Raw genomic sequence first — 18796 nt, 5'->3', positions numbered from 1 at the left:
TCATTATGCATACCTCAACCACCAGTACCCGTGCCCTAGAACCGTGGACTGCGCAACAATTACAACAGGCTACGCAAGGGTATTGGTATCAAGATCGCCAACCGACACAAGCGATTAAACGTATTGTCACAGATTCACGTCATGCTGAAGCTGGAGATGCTTTTTTGGCCTTACAGGGTGAACGCTTCGATGCACATCACTTTGTGCCACATGTTGCGCAAGCTGGCTGTGATATTGCCATTGTGAGTCAAGCACTCCCTGTAGATATTTGTCAGTTAGTGGTTGAAGACACCCGCTTGGCATTGGCGCAGTTAGGCGCTTTTCGCCGTGCGCAATATCCAGATTTAAAAGTGATGGCGTTAACGGGCAGTAGTGGTAAAACCACGGTTAAAGAAATGCTCAACAGTATTTTATCGCCTGTGGCGGCAACCTTGGTCACCCGTGGCAACCTCAATAATGACTTGGGTGTACCCATGATGTTATTAGAATTAGGTCCAGAACATCGCTATGCGGTATTTGAATTGGGTGCCAATCATCAAGGTGAAATTGACTATACCGCAGCATTGGTGGCACCACAGGTGGCAGGTATTCTCAATATCGGCACTGCCCATTTGGGCGAGTTTGGTGGGCGTGATGGTATTTGCCGTGCAAAATCTGAGATTTATTCACATATTGCTGCGGCAGGTGTGGCGGTTATTCCTGCTGAAGATGACTATCATGAGCAGATTCAACAGGCTGCGCAAGGGCATCAAGTCTTGGCTTTTGGGCAGCAAGGTGATGTTTATGCAAGTGATATCGAGCTAGCAGCACAAAGCACCCGTTTTGTCTTGCATAGCCCAGCAGGCGAAGCTCAGATTAACTTGCCTTTTGCTGGCTTGCATAATGTCCACAATGCTGAAGCGGCGGCTGCCTTTGCGCTGGCCATGGGGATCGCACTAGAGCATATCGTTGCCGGTTTAGCCACAGCGGCATCCGTGCAAGGGCGCTTAAATTTTATTCAAAAAAACAATCTATTGTGGATTGATGATACGTATAATGCCAATCCCAATTCCATGCGTGCTGCCGCAGCTGTGTTACAACAACAAGCGGGTTTAAAAGTGATGGTCATGGGGGATATTGGTGAGTTGGGAGCAGAAGCATGGCAACAACACCATGATTTAGGGCATGCTTTATTGCACTACCAACTCGATCATATTGTTGCGGTTGGACAATTTGCCCATGCTGTTGCCGCAGGGGCAGCAAGCGATACCGTAACGGCTTATGACACACAAGCTGAGGCTTTCACTGCGTTGCAGCGTTTAATAGAAACCCATCAACCACAGTCGATGAGTTTACTCTTTAAAGGTTCGCGTTCTAGCCATATGGAAACCCTAATGACTGAATTGATGGAGAAAAATTAATGCTGTTATGGTTATTTGAACACCTGGCGGGCTATAACAGCTCGTTCCAAGTGGTCCGTTATTTAACACTCAGAGCCTTATTGAGTGTATTAACCGCACTGATTTTTGGTCTGGTCCTCGGTCCGGTCATGATCCGTAAATTACATGCGCTCAAATACGGGCAAGCGGTAAGTTCCTATGCACCAGAAAACCATGCCAAAAAAATGGGTACCCCGACCATGGGTGGGGTCTTGGTGTTGTTGTCTATAGGTGTGAGTACCTTGCTCTGGGCAGACCTGAGTAACCCTTATGTCTGGATTGTACTGGCGGTGATGGTGATTTTCGGTGCCGTGGGGTGGGCGGATGACTGGATTAAAGTACGTTATAAAGACAATGCCGGTTTGCCTGCGCGTAAGAAGTTCTTTTGGACTTCTGTAGGTTCTCTTGGTGCCGGGATCGCGTTATATGTGATTGCCACCCAACAAGCCAATCCGGTCCACACCGCAAATATGCTGGACTTGCTGATTCCGTTCTTTAAAAACTTAAGCATTCCTTTATCGGCTGTACCTTTGGGCATCGCTTTTATTGCCTTTACTTATTTGGTGATTAATGGTGCTTCCAATGCGGTGAACTTGACCGATGGTTTAGATGGTTTAGCAATTATGCCTGTGGTGCTGGTGGCCGCTGGTTTAGGGGTATTTGCTTATTTAGCCGGTGATGTGCGTTTTGCAGATTATCTGCATATTCCTTATGTAAAATACTCATCCGAATTGGTGGTGATCTGTGCGGCCATGGTCGGTGCTGGTCTGGCCTTTTTATGGTATAACGCACACCCTGCACAAGTCTTCATGGGTGATGTCGGAGCTTTGGCACTGGGGGCAATGCTGGGTACGATTGCCGTGATGGTCCGTCAGGAAATTGTATTTGCGATCATGGGTGGTGTTTTTGTGGTTGAAGCCATTTCGGTATTCTTACAAATCGGTTCATTGCGTATGCGCAATAAACGGGTATTCTTGATGGCACCGTTGCATCACCATTATGAGAAAAAAGGCTGGCGTGAAACCCAAGTGGTGATTCGTTTCTGGATTATCACCATTATTTTGGTGGTATTAGGTTTGATGACCTTAAAATTACGTTAAGCAATTCAATCATATATTTCCCAGTCTCTGACAGGGAAATGCTTGAAAAGTCGGCAAGCGCCGACTTTTTTGTTGGGAGTTTTTAGACATGAGCATATTGAGTTGCCCAGTATGTAAAGCGACCTTGCAACAACAAGGTCAAAGCTGGCGTTGTAGCCAAAACCATAGCTATGATGTTGCCAAACAAGGCTATATCAACTTACATGTGGTACAGCATAAACATAGTAAACAACCTGGGGATACCAGTGAGGCAGTACAAGCACGTCGGGCATTTTTGGCAACCGGGTGTTATCAACCCTTGCAACAGGCTGTACTCGCGGCAATACAAGATTTGCAGACTGAGGGCAATGGTGTAACGCGTATCTTAGATATTGGCTGTGGCGAGGGGTACTATACCGCAGCGATGCGTGATGTAGTTCAACACTGTATCGGTGTTGATATTGCCAAACGTGCAGTACAGGTTGCCGCCAAAACACGTCAGGATGTGACTTGGGTGGTGGGCACAGGCGCAACACTACCGGTATTAGATCATAGCTTAGATCTATGTAGCAGTTTATTTAGCCCGATCCCAGTAGATGAAATCGTTCGTGTGCTCAAACCCAAGGGCTATTTGTTGGTGGTTCGTCCAGCTGCAGAACATTTATATGCCATGCGTGAGGCGCTATTTGAGATGGTGAATTTGCATGAGCCTGACAAGATCATCGCGCCATTAGCTGCAGATTTTGCATTGTGTCAACAACGTGAAATTCGTGCCGACTTGCTGTTAAATCAACAGCAACTCAAAGATCTGATTGCCATGACCCCTTATGCTTATAAAGCCAAAGCAGAGCGCCGCGCAGCACTGGAAAGCATGTCGAGCTTTGCCCTAACTGCATGTTTTCAAATTTACATATTGCAAAAATTGTAAGCAGTTAGCCGCGCATAAAAAAACCGATCTTCGTATCGGTTTTTTTATGCGCGGGTTTATTACTTGGCTTTGGTCTTCGACTTTGCCCAGCAAGGATTTAAGTGCCAAGTCAGTGCATTACTGCACATCTAAAACCGGTGTAGCAGGTTAATCAATCATCTGAATAAGACTCTCGAGATTATCCTTAGGGGCTTCACGTTTTGCTGCTTTGGGCTTAGCCACCGGTTCAGTATTGCTACTCGTTGGGCTAATCCCTTGTTTTTCACCCGGTAAATCATCAAAGTCATGAGATGGATTACGCTCTACCACCTTCGGTGCTGGACGATAAATCGGTCGAGGCAATGGCGGTGAGGTGCGATATTCCTCTTTAATGATCTCTGTTTGTGGCTGACTGCGTTCATCACGAGATAAAGGCGCTTGTGCTTCTTTGTCGTACTCCACCCAAGCAGATGGCGTGCCTTTTAAGGCCTTGCCCATATAGTCACTCCAGATAGGCAGTGCAGCAATGCCGCCGTATTCACGACGACCTAAAGTGGTTGGACGGTCAAAGCCCACCCACGTAATAGTAACTAGACGGCCGTTGAAGCCTGCGAACCAAGCATCTTTGGCATCGTTGGTGGTTCCGGTTTTTCCGCCAATATCATCGCGCCCTGTACGCAGTGCAGCACGTCCCGTACCATGTACAATCACGTCTTGTAGAATATTTGCCATGTCATATGCAGAACTTGATTTGATAATGCGCTGCGCTTGACGGTATTGGCTTTGTTCTTCTTTGCTCAGTGCTTGAGCTTTGACGGTATTGGTCGCTTTTACATCGGCAATGATTTCATCATCAGGGGTTTCTGCTGCTTGTTGTGCCGTATTTTTGTTTTTGTTAATACACGGAATACAAGCATATTCAGGATTAGCTTCGTAAATGACTTTGCCATAGGCATCTTCGATACGACTAATAAAATAAGGCTGCACGCGATAACCGCCATTGGCAAAGGTGGCATAGCCTGTTGCCATCTGAATAGGCAGAACTTGTGGTGTCCCTAAGGCGATGGTGTAGTTGCGTGGAATTTGATTGTCTTGTAGGCCAAAGTCCATAAACAACTGTCTGGCACGCTCTAGTCCGACACTTTGTAATAAGCGTACTGAGACGGTATTACGTGACAAATACAGGGCGCGACGCAGTGGAATCATCCCCAGATAACGACCATCGGCATTACGAGGTGACCAACGACCAATCGTGATTGGGTTATCTTCAACCATGGTAAAAGGGGTCATGCCACGTTCGAGCGCCAAAGCATAGACAAAGGGTTTAATGGTAGAACCGGGTTGCCGCCAGCCTTGGATGGCACGGTTAAAGGTGGATTGATAAAAGTTATATCCACCGACAATGGCAATAATTGCGCCGTCATTGGGGTCTATTGAGATCAGCTGTCCTTGTACATTGGGAACCTGAGTTAAGTTCCATACGGTTTTTTCAGCATTGGGGCGCAATCGGACAATATCATGTAATTTTACAATTTGTGCCGCATTACTCGGTGCGCCACCGACACTATTGGCATTGATATAACGCCGTGCCCACGACATACCCGACCAAGGGACGCTCACGGTTTTACCATCTTGCATTTTGGCTTCAAAGCTATTCTGATTGACTTTGATCACTTCGGCAGGGTAGGTATTGGCATAGGCAATAAAGTCAGAAAGCGGTTTGCCATTGGCCTCTGCACCACGCCAGCCATGACGACGGTCATATGCTTCTAGCCCACTTTGTACTGCTTCTTCGGCATATTGCTGACGCTTGCTGTCGATGGTGGTATAGACTTTATAACCTGAATCGATGGCTTGCTCACCAAACTTATCGACCAATTCAGCACGAACCATTTCCCCAACATAGGGGTATTTATTGGCAATACCGCGATCAGGCATATCGAGATTAATCGGCTCACTGACTGCGGTTTTATATTCGTTTTCAGTAATACGCCCCAGCTGTAACATACGTCCTAAAATCCAATTACGGCGTTCTAATGCTCGGTCAGGGTTGACCACTGGATTGTATTTGGATGGTGCTTTGGGCAGTCCGGCAATCATTGCCATTTGGGCAATACTGAGTTCATCGAGATTTTTGTTGTAGTAAATTTTTGCTGCTGCTGCAATACCATAGGCATTTTTTCCTAAGAAAATTTTATTGACATAAAGGGTCAAAATATCTTCTTTAGAAAGCTTTTGCTCGATACGTCGCGCCAAGAATACTTCTGTAAGTTTGCGTTTGAGCGTGCGTTCAGGCGATAAATAGTAGTTTTTGGCAACCTGCATGGTGATGGTTGAACCACCAGTTTGATTTGAGCCCATAATGGTTTCACTGAGGGCTCGTCCCAAACTCTTAAAACTAATACCGCTATGTTCAAAGAAAGAAGAGTCTTCTGCGGCTAAGAACGCATAGGTAAAGTGCGTTGGAATTTGTGCATAGGTCACAGGGACAGAAAGTTTGCCACCATATTCTGCGATGAGTTCTTGGTCTGCGCTATACACTTGTAATGGTTTGAGTAGTGGCGCTTTTTTTAATGAGCTCATTTCAGGTAAAGACGGGGCGATATAAAGATACATCCCATAAAAGCCCATAGGTACAGCGGTGAGCAGTATCACAAGCAGTAAAAATATTGGATGAATAGAACCCGAACGAGATAGCTTTTTCATAACAAGTAAGTTTTAATATGAGCGCTTAGCCATTAAATTGACGTCAGTATAACTTTTCGTTTAAAGGATTGTTAGATGCGTTAGAGTATCTGCAGAAAAAAATAAACCAAGCGTATAATATCAGCTATTGTTATTTATAAGAAAAATGGATTATCACTGTGTTCAAAGTTTTTCAAAAACAGCGTCACCATCTGATCGGTGTCGATATTAGTTCGACTTCTGTGAAAGTCCTAGAGCTTTCTATAAAAAATGGTCGCTACTGGGTAGAAAGCTATGGTTTAAGCCCTTTGAAAAATTGCCATGATGCCGACAAAAATAGTGATGATCCCGATGTGATCGCCAATGCCTTGGTCGATGCAATTCATATTGCCAATCCCTACGCACATCAGGCGGCTATTGCGATTCCGAGTCGGATGGCAATCGAAAAAATCATTGAAATGGATGCCGAACTCGATGATGACAGCCGTGAAATGCAAATTCGTCTCCAAGCAGATCAACACATTCCTTTTCCATTAGAAGAAGTGAGTTTAGATTTTGAAGTACTAGGACCCAGTTCACATGCTGCCGATCAAGTGAACGTGCTTCTTGTTGCGGCACGGACTGAACATATTCAAACACGTGTTAAAGCCTTGGAATTGGCTGGATTAAGCGTTACTATCGCTGACGTAGAGCGTTATGCGATTGAGCGTGCGTCAGAAGTCTTCTCCGATTTATTACCCATCGGGACACGGCTGGTGGCAATTCTAGATATTGGACATACCCTGACCACTTTGTCGGTCTTGGAACAGCGCAAAATTATTTATACGCGAGAACATGTTTTTGGTGGGCAACAGCTCACACAACAGATTCAGGACTATTATGGATTGTCCTTTGAAGAAGCAGGACGTGCTAAAAAGACTAAACTTTTACCTGATGATTATGAAACACAAGTGCTCACACCTTTTTTAGAAAATGTGGTGCAACACGTCATCAAGTCCTTACAGTTTTTTTATTCGAGTACGGCGTATCATGCACTGGATCATGTTTTGTTGGCGGGTGGCAATGCCAATATTGACGGGCTGGCTGCACGCTTACAGCGTAAAATAGGCTGTCCAGTCTCTATTGCCAATCCATTTCTACATATGGGGCTTTCGCCACAAATTGATCAAAAGAAACTTAAAAATGATGCGCCATCTTTATTAACTGCATGTGGTTTGGCATTGAGGAGCTTCGATCCATGACACGTATTAATTTACTGCCTTGGCGGCAACAACAACGCGAATTTAAACGCCAGCAGTTTATGATGATGTGCATTTGTATGGTCATGCTGGCATTACTGCTGTTGATCTTGTCTTGGTTTTATGTGGTGCATCAGTTGAATGACCAACAACAAGCCAATCAATTAATTAAAAATAGCAATCAAAATATTCAGGTACAATTAAAAGGCTCTTCACAACAACAACAGCAGCATCAACAGCTTTTACAGCAAATCGCAGTATTACAAAATATAGAGGCGCAGCGTCCATTGACTGCAAGAATTTTACAAGAGATTGCTACACTTACCCCAGCCAATTTATATCTGATTAAACTGAATCGCCAAGGGCAAAAAATGACGCTACAAGGCCGCGCAGAAAATCCAGATGCGGTGACACAATTGCTCAATGCCTTGGCGGCAAGTCAATGGTTTCAAGCTGGGGTCATGCACAGCTATCAAAGCCCTGCGACGGAGCAGACCCAGCGCGCCAGTGCGGCACATCCAACAGCGGACTATGGCGATTTTGTGGTAGATGTTGCATTGAGTGAGCTGGCTTATGCTTTGCGTCCCGCTACGGCTGGCAAGGAGCAATAATGAAATTGCCACAGATTGAGAGATGGCGCCGTCTGAAACAAGCCAGTTGGCAGACGTTTATTGCCCAGTTCCAAAATTTGCAGCTCAACCAATTTGCCACCTGGCCCTTGACCGTTAAGCTATGTAGTTGGTTATTGATTTTTCTATTGGTCTTTGCGATTGGTTTTGTGCTAGCGATTCAACCGCAACACAGGGCTTTACAGCAGGCTCGACTCGAAGAACGGCAGTTATTGCAGCAGTTTTCAGAACAGTATCTCCAGCTGCAACAATTACAACAATCACGGCAGGGCGATCAAGCATTACAAAAGAAAATTCAACAGCTGAGTGCGGCATCGTTGTCGGCTAGCCAAATGCCAGCTTTAATCAGCCGCTTACAGCAAGCAGCGAAGCACTCCAAGGTGGTCTTGCAAGACATACAGATTGAAGCAGAGCAGGTACAGCCCTATTTTATAGAACAACCGATTTCATTGACGGTTGTGGGTGATTATCATGCACTGGCGCTGTTTTCTACACAGCTTGCTGCCTTGGATGATTTAATGGTGATACAGGATTTTGTTATGCAAAATGACATCGTGCAGAGTCAACATCCACGGATTAACACCCAGTTTAAACTATTGAGTTATCGTTATATCGATGCCGAGCAGCCAACAAAAACTGTGGCAGAACAGGCATTGTCGGCACATTCCGATGGGGCTGTACATCGTCAACAGACTACGGAGCATTTGCAATGAAAGCTTGGTCTGACATCGCCTTAAAAACACTTTTGGGCTTGAGTGTATTGGGATTGGTGGCTTGTGAATCACGGGTTGATGTGGTCAATCAAAAAATGACCGAGATTCAAGCCAGAGATCAAAAAGCAATTCAAGACACAGTAAATTTACACAAAGCACCACAATTTCGTTATACCGCACCGCCACGAGATCCGTTTATCCCATCGACTTGGCGGACCAGCACGACATCGAGCGATACTCAGCAAAATCGTGCATTAACACACTCTTTACAGGATATCGAGCTGCAACACTTACATATGAAAGGTGTAATCGCAAAATCAGGCCAGCGCATGGCCTTATTACAAAGTCCAGATGGTGAACTCGATTTGGTGGGTTTAGGTAGTCTAGTGGGACCCAATCAGGGTCGAGTGCGTCATATCGATGAAGACAAAGTTGAAATTGTTGAGATGAGCAAAAATAGTCCAATAATTCAATATATTCATCGCCAGCCCAACTCTGTTTTATCCGTAGAGTCGCAGACCAAGCCGAGCATCAAGCCACCGCAACAAGGCACAGAACAGGCTGCACCCAACGCTTCACAGCCCAGTGAAATCTCAAAAAGTGTTATGCCTTTACAGCCCGCAATGCCAGAGCGCCTTGAGGAGCAGTGAACAGACCCGCGCAAGTTAAACACGGTTGTACCCCATAGAAGAATTTAGCCCAGCCTAGAGCATTGCTTCATCAGGTAAATTCTTATCAAGAAACTCTCATCAAGAAACTTCCCATCAAGTAAATTCTTATCAAACAGGTTCTTATCAAGCAGGTTCTGCCCCCAAGAACATGTGTTGATCATTTGATTGCCCTAGTTGTTAGGCATTGGTCTGATATTTTGTGGATGATCTAAAAACCATCGCAATAGGCTGCGAAATCTCAAACAATAGTAGGTCAAACAAGCGAAAGGCTGAAGAAGAGTTGAGGCTGTAGCGTTGATCAGATACAGCTGGAAAATAGCAAATAGCAAATAGCAAATAGCAAATAGCAAATAGCAAATAGCGAATAAAGAATAAAGAATAGAAATAGGGCGAAATCCGCTCAAAAAATTAAAGAATAAAGTCAAAATAATAAGCTGGAGGCAAAAAATCATGCGGATTTATCGATATAGACACTATAGACGCTATAGACACGGTATTGGGCGCTTTCGAGCAGATGGTGTTTATGTGGTTGCAATCTATTTATGTGCGATGAGCTTGCTACATGCCGCAGATACCCGTCCCAGCAAAGCGCTGGCTGTAACAGACCCTGTTGCTGTAGACAATCAAGTTCAACAATCCAATGCCAGCATCGCCACAGCTATCCCCTTATTAGCACCCAAGACCTTAGAACTTAACGATTTACAGATCTATCGTAGTCAGGCTGGGAAAAGCCGGTTGCAATTTGCTTTGCCTCAGCCTGATCTTAAGATCGATGTGCGTCAGCAGCATAGGCAGCTGATACTACAAGTGCTCAATGCGCAATGGTCTGCTGCTCTGGTCAAAAAGTATCAAACGCCATCGCTTCAGCATGACTTTCAGGCATTACGCATTTATAACCATGCTGGCAATGCCGTATTGGTCATACAGACTGCGCGACCTGTGGCGTATCAAGTGGCACGGGAACAAGATGTTTTTATTTTACATGTAGAGCATGGTCATGCGCTTAAAACCGCTCAGCACATAGCCTCTAAAAAACCACAGCAACAAAATATCTCTTTAGATTTTCAAGATATAGAGTTGCGTCGGGTGTTGCAGTTGCTGGCACAGTTTAGTGCAGTCAATATGGTGCTGTCGGACAGTGTACAGGGGCGTATTAGCCTAAATTTGAAAGAGGTAGCTTGGGAGCATGCATTAGAAACGATTTTAAAAACTAAAAATTTAGCCAAAAGACAGATCGGTCAAACTTTATGGATTGCTCCGACCACAGAGTTGATTCAAGCCGAGGAGAATGAGGCCAAGGCGATCCAGCAAAATACTCAACTAGATGTATTACAGACGCGTTATCGCCAGTTGAACTATGCCAAAGCCAGTGATATCGAAAAGTTAATTCGTCAACAAGCAAGCAGAACTACAGAGCGCAATCGTCAGCAGGGCGTGGCTACAGAGGATCAGCGTAGTCATGCTCAGCAACAGAATCGCTTTGCAACAGGACTGAATTTAATGAGTGAGCGCGGTTCTTTGTCGGTAGACCAACGCACCAATACCTTAATTATTCATGACAGTGCCTATCATGTGCAGAAAATTTTACAACTGGTGGATTTATTAGATGTGCCGATTCGGCAAGTCATGGTTGAGGCTAGAATCGTCCGTGCCAATACAGATTTTAGTCAGGAGATGGGGGTGAAGTGGGGAATTTTAGCGACTGGGAATGACCTGATTGTCGCCGGAAGTGAGGCGGCATTACAAAATTTAACCCGAGAGAAGAGCGGTGAAAATACACAACAGTCCAATCATTTAAATGTCGATTTAGGTGTAACCGCAGCAGGTCGCAGTCAGATTGCATTTGGCTTAATCAATTTATCAGATTTTTTGCTGGATTTAGAGCTGTCAGCTTTGCAGGCAGATGGTCATGGTGAAGTTATTTCAACCCCCAAAGTCATGACCGCAGATAAACAAAAAGCCAAAGTGGCTTCAGGTCAGCAAGTGCCGTATCAAACACAACAACAATACAATAACACCAGTCAGCATAGCACCAGCTACAAAGATGCTTTACTCAGCTTAGATGTAACACCAAGTATTACGCCGGATGGCAAAGTACAAATGCAATTGCACATTACCAGTGACTCTCCTGCAGGACTGGCACCGAATGGTGAAATCATCTTAAATAAAAATGAAATTGATACCAATGTCTTGGTTCGAAGTGGCGAAACCGTCGTACTGGGTGGCATCTTTGAACAAGAACGTTTAAACCGTAAAACCAAGGTGCCCATCCTGGGTGATTTGCCAGCCTTGGGGCGTTTATTCCGAAAAGATGAAAGCGCAGACAAGAAAAGTGAGTTGTTGATTTTTGTCACACCAAGAATTGTTAATGACAGCTCATTGATAAATCATTAATATGTTTCTAATGAAAGCAATAGTATAGGTGACTCCTTGCCAAGCAAAGAGTTTGATCGCTTACCCAATATCTATCTGGTTGGCCCAATGGGGGCCGGAAAAACCACAGTGGGGCGGCATTTAGCCGATTTCCTTGGACGTGAGTTCGTGGATAGTGATCATGAAATAGAACGAAAAACCGGTGCCAATATTCCTTGGATTTTTGAAAAAGAAGGTGAACAAGGATTTCGAGCCCGTGAGTCCACAGTCATTGATCAGCTGACCCAACAACAGCATTTGGTGTTGGCAACGGGTGGTGGCGCAGTGACCCAAGAGGTCAATCGTGGTTATTTAAAACAACGTGGTATCGTGATTTATCTGTATACGCCTGTTGAGATTCAGCTACAGCGAACCTATCGTGATAAAAACAGACCATTATTACAAGTTGAAAATCCTGAAAAAAAATTGCAGGATTTGCTTGAGGTGAGAGATCCACTGTATCGCGAGGTAGCACATCATATTATTGAGACCAATCAGGGTGCTGCCCGCGATTTGGCTTATCATATTTTGCAGCTGATTATTGCAAAAGAAATTCAAGCTTTAAAAAATTAGCGTTAACACTGAGGATGTTCATTAAATATCATGCAGACTTTACACGTAGAACTTGGCGATCGTCGTTATCCTATTTTTATTGGGAGTGATTTAGATACCAGTCATTTGTTGGCGCCCTATCTTAAAGGCAAGCAAGTGATGGTTGTGACCAACAATACCGTGCAACCACTGTATTTACAGCACTATCTCGATGCCTTGGCAGCCAATGATAAAATAGTCGCCAGTTGTGTATTGCCCGATGGTGAGCGTTATAAAGATATTGAACATCTCAATCTCATCTTTGATGCGCTATTAGAAGCTGGCTTTAACCGTGATTGTACCGTCTTGGCTTTAGGCGGCGGTGTGATTGGCGATATGGCGGGTTTTGCTTCGGCATGTTTCCAGCGTGGTGTGTACTTTGTACAAGTGCCGACCACATTATTGTCTCAGGTTGACTCAAGTGTGGGTGGCAAAACTGGCATTAACCATCCCTTGGGCAAAAATATGATTGGTGCCTTTCAGCAACCGCAGGTGGTACTCGCCGATATGTCACATTTGGCGAGCTTGCCACCACGTGAGCTCTCCGCTGGTTTGGCTGAAGTGATCAAATATGCATTGCTGGGCGATCTAGATTTCTTATGTTGGCTTGAACAGCATATGGAACAGTTGGTGGCGGGTGATCGGCAATTATTGGCTGAGGCGGTTTATCGTTCTTGTGCACACAAAGCGCGTATTGTTGCCAGTGATGAGAAGGAACAAGGTGAACGTGCTTTGCTGAATCTCGGTCATACTTTTGGTCATGCGATTGAATCTTATTTGGGCTATGGGGTCTGGCTCCATGGAGAAGCCATTGCCACGGGTATGGTGATGGCTGCAGATTTATCGCAACGGCTGGGCTGGATTAGCTCGGCAGATGTAGAACGTTGTAAAAACATTTTATTACGTGCACAGCTTCCGGTTGCTTGTCCAAAGATTCCATTAGAGAAATTTTTAGCCTATATGTCACATGACAAAAAAGTTCTGAATGGGCAGCTACGCTTGGTTTTATTGCAGCAATTGGGGCAAGCCGTCATTACGAAAGATTTTGATGTAGAGGCGATGCAACAAGCGATTCTCGCCCATCAGGATGCAACGCTAACTGTTTAAGCATCAGGCTTTGCTGGGTGAGCAATGAAAACTCAACAAAGCCACGTTATAATAGCGCGGCAAGATCGTGACAGCATAATGACACGGTCTTGCTTTTGATCTATCAATAGGTGAGTTTTCATGACTGCAAGCACAAGCCGTTGGCAACAGATTCAACAGTATATATGGCTGATCATAGGCTTATTGTGTTTGCTGGCCGCACTGATTTTTTGGGCAATCACAGATAAAAAAGAACTGGTCTATGTTGAGAATCCCGTCGAAGAGCAACAAGTCACTATTCAGCCTGAAAAAGTCGCAGCAACAGTCAATTTAGGCAGTTTAACCACAGCAGTCCGTCCCTTAGAAACCACCACACGTATTGTGGCAACAGGAACACATGGACCAGAATTTCGTGGGACTAAATTCTTTCAAGACCATGCCAACCGCTGGACCATTGTTATTTTTCAAGCTAGTAAAGAAGAAGTCATTCAAAACTTTTTACGTCAGCAACCGTCGCGTAAAGACTTTATTTATTTTCGTTTAAATGCCAAGAATCAACCCGACCGCTATGTATTGGCATATGGGGTATACAAAAGCAGTGCAGAGGCACAGCAACAACGTTTGAAAATGAATTTGCCCGCCTCAGTACAGCCTTATAGTAAAGCCTTGGCAGATTACAAAGATTTGATCAATGACTTAGGTAGTGAAGAGCTGCAAAGTACACAACAATTGCGTGCTGTTCAGCTAAAACCAACAGCTTTACCGGTCATTGATGAGTCTGTTTTGGCGGCATTAAAACCAGTGACCAAAGCAGTAGAAAACAGTTTAACCACCACAACCATTACCCGTCGGGATGCCGAGGGCAATGTAGTTGATGTACAAAAGTCGCAAAATAGCGCCCCTAAAGCTGTTGAACGGAGTAGAGAGGCGTCTACACCTGAAACAAGTCGAGCCAATACACCTTAGTGCTTTATGGGCGATGCGCTATCAATCAAGTATTCTAAGGATCTGAGCTTGATTCTGAAGCATATTTAGTTCAGGTTGATGGGGATGGTCTTTCCTATGGATGATTTACGCTCAATGGGATGATTTACGCTCAATGGAAAGTAGCCTAGCACAGTCGCTTATAACACGATGACACCAGGTATTTGAATATTCTCAAGATGCTCTGGGTGATAGCGGATTGGTACAGATTGCCCTAAGTTAAAATCTACCAGTTGTTGTTTGCGGAGCAAAACTTTGAGTTGGACTTGCTGTATGTGGTCATCACAATCTTTGAATCTTAAAGTGATGAGATACATTGGACGATGTTGTATTTTTAGCAGCATGTCTTGTCGCGCAATGATCTCTGCCGTAGTACTGCGCCCATTTCTGTGATTTTTGATGCGATAAACCATATCACGCAGAAAGAAACGCCACCAAAAATAAGCACATAGTGCGAGGATAAGCACAGCGTATAGGACTTTTAGCAGATTCATCGTGCAGCGTTATACAGTGACTTGGGTTGATGGTTCGGCATTGCTCGTATCTTGTTGTGCATTTTGTTGGGGCATTGCACCAAATTTAATTTGGGCTTGGGAAAAATAAGAGCACGCTGCAATAGATAAACTGTGCCTGAGCAAGAGTATTTCATATTGGGTTCAGCTTTGACAAGATTAATCCAGAGTTTAAGGGCTGTTGCTCGGCTTGCCTAGATTCCGATTGTGATAATCTGCCTGTGTTGCATAATAAGCATCCACATGTGCTGGAACATAAAGCACTTTGGCAAAGTTCTTGGTCATGCATTCAGTCGCGATGATTTCACCACTTTTATACTTTTCTTTTTGGTGACGCCAGATTTCATTACTTCGATAATACTCATCTGCAATTTGAATAAATTGATGATTTTTCTCAAAGACTTTATAAACATAGCCTAAGTCTGTTGTACAGCGTAATTCACCTTCTAAACATTTTTCACTAAACCATAGCCGAATTTGGAAATCGTGATCGGTTGGATTATAAAACTGGTAGTCAATATAGTTGTAAAAAATCGCAGCGCCACTACCAAAGGGTAAAACACGCCCTTGGTCTGGAAAGGGATCGAAGGAATGCTGTGCACGTTGTATAACCTGTAAAGGACTATGCAAAACCAGCCAATGAATCAGATTGGCAATTTGACAAATACCACCGCCTATACCGCCGCGTGCTTGCCCAAAACTCAGTTCCATACCTTCCACATAGCCTTGTGCTGTGGTCGGGCGTCCGACCAGCTGGCAAAAAGAAAAAACCTGTTGCGGGTGGATAATGATGTTATTTATTTTAGCGCTGGCTAATTTTAAATTAATGATTTTGTTGTATTGCCATTGCAGATCACTGTCTCCGAGCTTACGCACAAGAACAGATTGATGTTTCTTAATACGATAGGGTAATTTTTCAGCGTGTAATTGCTGTGCATAATCACGCCCATCATGTCGCCATTGCCAGCAACGATGAAGTTGCCGGCCACGTGTGATGAGCCAGTACAGCAAGGGATGATATTGGCTGAGGGGTTTTGCAAATAAACGTCGTGTTTTAAAGGACATATCTTATTATTTGTGGCTATGAATCTTTCAGTAGAAGTATGCTATATGCCGTAGTTGGATGATTGCAAGTAGCAGCAACCTGTATTGCTGCTACTTGCGCTTAAACTCTTAAACAAAGAAACTAAATTTTCAAGCAAAACGCCGTGTTATTCGGTACGTGCTTTTGCATTAGCCTTTTTCTTTTTTAGCTTATTTTTTTTCTTGGCTTTGTCTTCGGTCTTAACCCGTGCTTTTTTTACCGGTTTCTTGGTATAAGAGCTGGTTTTAGCCTTTGCTTTAGTCTTTTTCTTGTCCTTGGCTGGGGTGTTGTTGTCACTTTGCTCAGCATGAGATGGTGTTGTCATAAAGACTTGTTCAGCGACAGGCGGAGTAATCGGCTTGCTATTGCTGCGCGGACTATTTTTTCTGTTGCTGTTGCTGTTGCTGTTGCTGTTGCTGTTGCTATTGCTGCGAGGTGCGCGTTGGCGAATGATACGACCAGCATGACTGATTTGCTGTAGTAGCTCGAAATCAATCTTGCGTTCTTCTAAGCTCACCATTGCGACCTTGATTTTGACTTCATCACCCAGACCAAAGCATTGACCATGATTTTGCCCAATCAAGCTTTGACTGCGCTGTTCATATAAGAAGAAGTCATCGCCTAAGTTACTGACATGGATCATGCCATCAACATAGAGATCTTTCAGCGTCACAAATAGACCAAACTCAGTGACGGCACTAATCACGCCGTTGAATTCTTCCCCTAAATGTTGATGCATATAGTGACATTTTAGCCAGCTGGTCACCGAGCGCGAGGCTTCATCGGCACGGCGTTCTGTGGCTGAGTAATGTTCGCCTGCATCTTCCAAGGCGGCACCAGACAGTGGGTACGGTTTTTGCGCGAGTTGTGCTTTGATTGCACGATGCAAAAGTAGATCGGGATAACGACGGATTGGCGAGGTAAAATGCGTATAGGCATCGTAAGCCAGCCCAAAATGCCCTTCATTTGCAGCACCATAATATGCTTGCATCATAGAGCGTAACAATACCGCATGAATACTCGGTGCATCAATTCGATCTTTGGTTGCTTCAATAACCGCTTGATAATCGGCTTGTGTCGGTTGTTCTGGAAAGGGCAATCCAAGCAGTTTGACAAAATCACGTACTTTTTGAATACGGGCAAACTCTGGCGGTTGATGAACACGGTATAGCATGGGGACATCATGCTTTATGGCATATTCTGCTGCCGCAACGTTGGCCAATAACATGCACTCTTCGATGAGTTTATGCGCATCATTCCGGGTGCGTGGCAAGATTTGCGAAATACCCCCAAGCTCATCGAAGGTCATATAGGTTTCGACGGTTTCAAACTCCATCGCATGACGTTGTTCACGTAAACCTTTGAGCACATGATAGAGTTGGAATAAGGTATTGAGTGATTTGCGCACATCGGTTTGTGCTGGCACAGCTTGGCTATCACCTGCAAAATAGTCGGCAACTTGTGTGTAAGTGAGGCGTGCTTTGGAATGCATCACTGCAGGGTAGAAGCGATAGGCTGTAACCCGTCCCGCCCGAGAAAGGTTGAGATCACAGACCATACATAGTCGGTCTACATTGGGGTTGAGTGAACACAAACCATTGGACAATGCTTCAGGCAACATCGGTAAGACAAAGTGTGGGAAGTAGACCGAAGTCCCACGCTCTTGGGCTTCATCATCCAGTGCTTTGCCTAGGCGAACATAGTGGCTGACATCGGCAATGGCAACTACAACCCGATACCCTCCGCCCGGACGTTTCTCAGCATAGACGGCATCGTCAAAATCGCGAGCATCTTCACCATCGATGGTTACCAGTGCCAGATCACGTAAATCTTCTCGTCCTGCGCGATCACGTGCATTGGGTTCTTTAAAACTTGCCGCTTCATTTAAAACGGCTTCGGGAAACTCAAAAGGTAGCCCATATTCTAAAATGGTTTGCGGGATAATAATTTCCGTATCGGCTTTATCTGCCATCGACTGCACGATATGCCCTGTGGCAAATTCATCGCGTGTTGGATAGTCATCAATAGCAATACGTAAGTGATCACCAACCTTGGCTTGTGCATGCTCAATCAAGGCTTTTTCTAAGGTAATGGGTTGATGTGCATTGGGTGCAGCAGCTTGTAGATGATATTCACCTTCAAAAACTTCAAGTTTGCCAATAAGTTGTTTGACGCGGCGTTCAGTCACTTCAACAATATATCCCCATGCTTTGCCTTTACGGTCTATCGAGGTTTGTTGAACTTTTACACGATCACCTTGAAAGACTAAGCGTAGTTCACGTTCAGCCAATAAAAGTTCTGGCTGACCAGGGATTTGAGCACTCCCAAAGCCTTTATGGTTGATATAAATTGTAGCGTCATAAATCGGTTGCTCAGCCATAAGCTGAAAATGTATACCCTCTTTCATCAGTTGGCCATCACGCAACATGGCACTCAAGCGATGACTCAGCGCTTCAATACTTCTTTGGTCTTCTAATTGAAAGATATCAACAAGATCGGCATGAGATAAGGCTTTTTGATTATTTTTAATGGTCTCTAAAATAAGGGTGCGACTTGGAATTGGATTGTCATAGCGTGCTGCTTCTGCTTTCGCTTCAGGATCTTTCCAGTTTTTCATCATGTCTAAAAACTATTTCTATAAGTTGCCACTAGCATAAGTCATGCGGCGCGATACTGCACGTAAATGATTGCATGAATCTGTCTAAATTTCGCAAGTAATCTCGCACTTCAGATACATTCGACTGATTTGGTTGTTTTTTTGCATAAAAAATACGCAAAAAAAGCACA

15 protein-coding genes are annotated in these 18796 nt (G+C 44.5%); 11 read left to right on the top strand and 4 right to left on the bottom strand.

Going from position 1 to position 18796, the window contains the following annotated elements; translation table 11 throughout:
• Nucleotides 1-5 precede the first annotated feature (5 nt).
• From BFG52_RS14550 to BFG52_RS14540, 3 genes are all read left to right on the top strand, one after another.
• On the top strand, nucleotides 6-1400 hold the full coding sequence (locus BFG52_RS14550; protein WP_067557813.1) for a UDP-N-acetylmuramoyl-tripeptide--D-alanyl-D-alanine ligase: 1395 nt from the start codon (nucleotides 6-8) through the stop codon (nucleotides 1398-1400).
• Nucleotides 1400-2518, top strand: a complete 1119-nt coding sequence (gene mraY, locus BFG52_RS14545) for a phospho-N-acetylmuramoyl-pentapeptide-transferase (protein ID WP_067557810.1) — start codon at nucleotides 1400-1402, stop codon at nucleotides 2516-2518. The genes BFG52_RS14550 and mraY overlap by 1 nt, the downstream gene beginning before the upstream one ends.
• A gap of 88 nt (nucleotides 2519-2606) precedes the next feature.
• Entirely contained in the window at nucleotides 2607-3425 is an 819-nt protein-coding gene (locus BFG52_RS14540) for a putative RNA methyltransferase (protein ID WP_067557807.1), read from the top strand.
• Nucleotides 3426-3572: 147 nt separating this feature from the next.
• Here the strand turns inward: BFG52_RS14540 and ponA are convergent, their stop codons facing one another.
• Entirely contained in the window at nucleotides 3573-6110 is a 2538-nt protein-coding gene (gene ponA, locus BFG52_RS14535) for a penicillin-binding protein PBP1a (RefSeq protein WP_067557804.1), read from the bottom strand.
• Between the two features lie 158 nt (nucleotides 6111-6268).
• On the opposite strand from ponA, the gene BFG52_RS14530 reads away from it, so the two are divergent.
• The 8 genes from BFG52_RS14530 (at nucleotide 6269) to BFG52_RS14495 (ending at nucleotide 14395) form a co-directional block, all read left to right on the top strand.
• Nucleotides 6269-7330: a pilus assembly protein PilM gene (locus tag BFG52_RS14530; protein ID WP_067557801.1), complete on the top strand. Its 1062-nt coding sequence runs from the start codon at nucleotides 6269-6271 to the stop codon at nucleotides 7328-7330.
• Nucleotides 7327-7938 carry a PilN domain-containing protein gene (locus BFG52_RS14525; protein ID WP_067557798.1) on the top strand — a complete coding sequence of 204 codons (612 nt, stop codon included), beginning with the start codon at nucleotides 7327-7329 and terminating at the stop codon, nucleotides 7936-7938. The genes BFG52_RS14530 and BFG52_RS14525 overlap by 4 nt, the downstream gene beginning before the upstream one ends.
• Complete coding sequence (locus BFG52_RS14520; protein WP_067557795.1) at nucleotides 7938-8669, top strand: type IV pilus inner membrane component PilO; 732 nt, start codon at nucleotides 7938-7940, stop codon at nucleotides 8667-8669. Before BFG52_RS14525 ends, BFG52_RS14520 begins: the two co-directional genes overlap by 1 nt.
• A complete protein-coding gene (locus BFG52_RS14515) occupies nucleotides 8666-9319 on the top strand; it encodes a pilus assembly protein PilP (RefSeq protein WP_067557793.1) in 654 nt (217 codons plus the stop codon). The genes BFG52_RS14520 and BFG52_RS14515 overlap by 4 nt, the downstream gene beginning before the upstream one ends.
• Before the next feature lie 471 nt (nucleotides 9320-9790).
• The gene (locus BFG52_RS14510; protein WP_067557790.1) at nucleotides 9791-11734 is read left to right on the top strand and encodes a type IV pilus secretin PilQ; all 1944 of its coding nucleotides are present in this window, start codon (nucleotides 9791-9793) and stop codon (nucleotides 11732-11734) included.
• Nucleotides 11735-11770: 36 nt separating this feature from the next.
• Nucleotides 11771-12325 carry a shikimate kinase AroK gene (gene aroK / locus BFG52_RS14505; RefSeq protein ID WP_067557787.1) on the top strand — a complete coding sequence of 185 codons (555 nt, stop codon included), beginning with the start codon at nucleotides 11771-11773 and terminating at the stop codon, nucleotides 12323-12325.
• A gap of 30 nt (nucleotides 12326-12355) precedes the next feature.
• Nucleotides 12356-13450, top strand: a complete 1095-nt coding sequence (gene aroB, locus BFG52_RS14500) for a 3-dehydroquinate synthase (RefSeq protein ID WP_067557784.1) — start codon at nucleotides 12356-12358, stop codon at nucleotides 13448-13450.
• Between the two features lie 120 nt (nucleotides 13451-13570).
• On the top strand, nucleotides 13571-14395 hold the full coding sequence (locus BFG52_RS14495) for a hypothetical protein (RefSeq protein WP_067557782.1): 825 nt from the start codon (nucleotides 13571-13573) through the stop codon (nucleotides 14393-14395).
• A 158-nt stretch (nucleotides 14396-14553) separates the two neighbouring features.
• On the opposite strand, the gene BFG52_RS14490 is transcribed toward BFG52_RS14495, so the two are convergent.
• The 3 genes from BFG52_RS14490 to rnr form a co-directional block, all read right to left on the bottom strand.
• Nucleotides 14554-14907, bottom strand: a complete 354-nt coding sequence (locus tag BFG52_RS14490) for a hypothetical protein (protein WP_067557779.1) — start codon at nucleotides 14905-14907, stop codon at nucleotides 14554-14556.
• 189 nt (nucleotides 14908-15096) lie between these two features.
• Entirely contained in the window at nucleotides 15097-15990 is an 894-nt protein-coding gene (locus BFG52_RS14485; RefSeq protein WP_067557776.1) for a VanW family protein, read from the bottom strand.
• 146 nt (nucleotides 15991-16136) lie between these two features.
• Nucleotides 16137-18629, bottom strand: a complete 2493-nt coding sequence (rnr, locus tag BFG52_RS14480) for a ribonuclease R (RefSeq protein WP_067557773.1) — start codon at nucleotides 18627-18629, stop codon at nucleotides 16137-16139.
• Between the last annotated feature and the right edge of the window lie 167 nt (nucleotides 18630-18796).

Origin of the sequence: Acinetobacter larvae, assembly GCF_001704115.1 — a bacterium.
GTDB lineage: Bacteria > Pseudomonadota > Gammaproteobacteria > Pseudomonadales > Moraxellaceae > Acinetobacter > Acinetobacter larvae.
The sequence above is the reverse complement of the archived record's forward strand: the minus strand, read 5'-3'. Positions and strand labels throughout refer to the sequence as shown.

Bases quoted from the DNA above. Each gene is read 5' to 3' on its own strand.
- BFG52_RS14485 (WP_067557776.1), bottom strand. From the start codon at position 15,990: ATGTCCTTTAAAACACGACGTTTATTTGCAAAACCCCTCAGCCAATAT.
- aroB (WP_067557784.1), top strand. From the start codon at position 12,356: ATGCAGACTTTACACGTAGAACTTGGCGATCGTCGTTATCCTATTTTT.
- BFG52_RS14490 (WP_067557779.1), bottom strand. From the start codon at position 14,907: ATGAATCTGCTAAAAGTCCTATACGCTGTGCTTATCCTCGCACTATGT.
- BFG52_RS14495 (WP_067557782.1), top strand. From the start codon at position 13,571: ATGACTGCAAGCACAAGCCGTTGGCAACAGATTCAACAGTATATATGG.
- BFG52_RS14540 (WP_067557807.1), top strand. From the start codon at position 2,607: ATGAGCATATTGAGTTGCCCAGTATGTAAAGCGACCTTGCAACAACAA.
- BFG52_RS14525 (WP_067557798.1), top strand. From the start codon at position 7,327: ATGACACGTATTAATTTACTGCCTTGGCGGCAACAACAACGCGAATTT.
- BFG52_RS14520 (WP_067557795.1), top strand. From the start codon at position 7,938: ATGAAATTGCCACAGATTGAGAGATGGCGCCGTCTGAAACAAGCCAGT.
- mraY (WP_067557810.1), top strand. From the start codon at position 1,400: ATGCTGTTATGGTTATTTGAACACCTGGCGGGCTATAACAGCTCGTTC.
- ponA (WP_067557804.1), bottom strand. From the start codon at position 6,110: ATGAAAAAGCTATCTCGTTCGGGTTCTATTCATCCAATATTTTTACTG.
- BFG52_RS14515 (WP_067557793.1), top strand. From the start codon at position 8,666: ATGAAAGCTTGGTCTGACATCGCCTTAAAAACACTTTTGGGCTTGAGT.
- BFG52_RS14550 (WP_067557813.1), top strand. From the start codon at position 6: ATGCATACCTCAACCACCAGTACCCGTGCCCTAGAACCGTGGACTGCG.
- BFG52_RS14510 (WP_067557790.1), top strand. From the start codon at position 9,791: ATGCGGATTTATCGATATAGACACTATAGACGCTATAGACACGGTATT.
- rnr (WP_067557773.1), bottom strand. From the start codon at position 18,629: ATGATGAAAAACTGGAAAGATCCTGAAGCGAAAGCAGAAGCAGCACGC.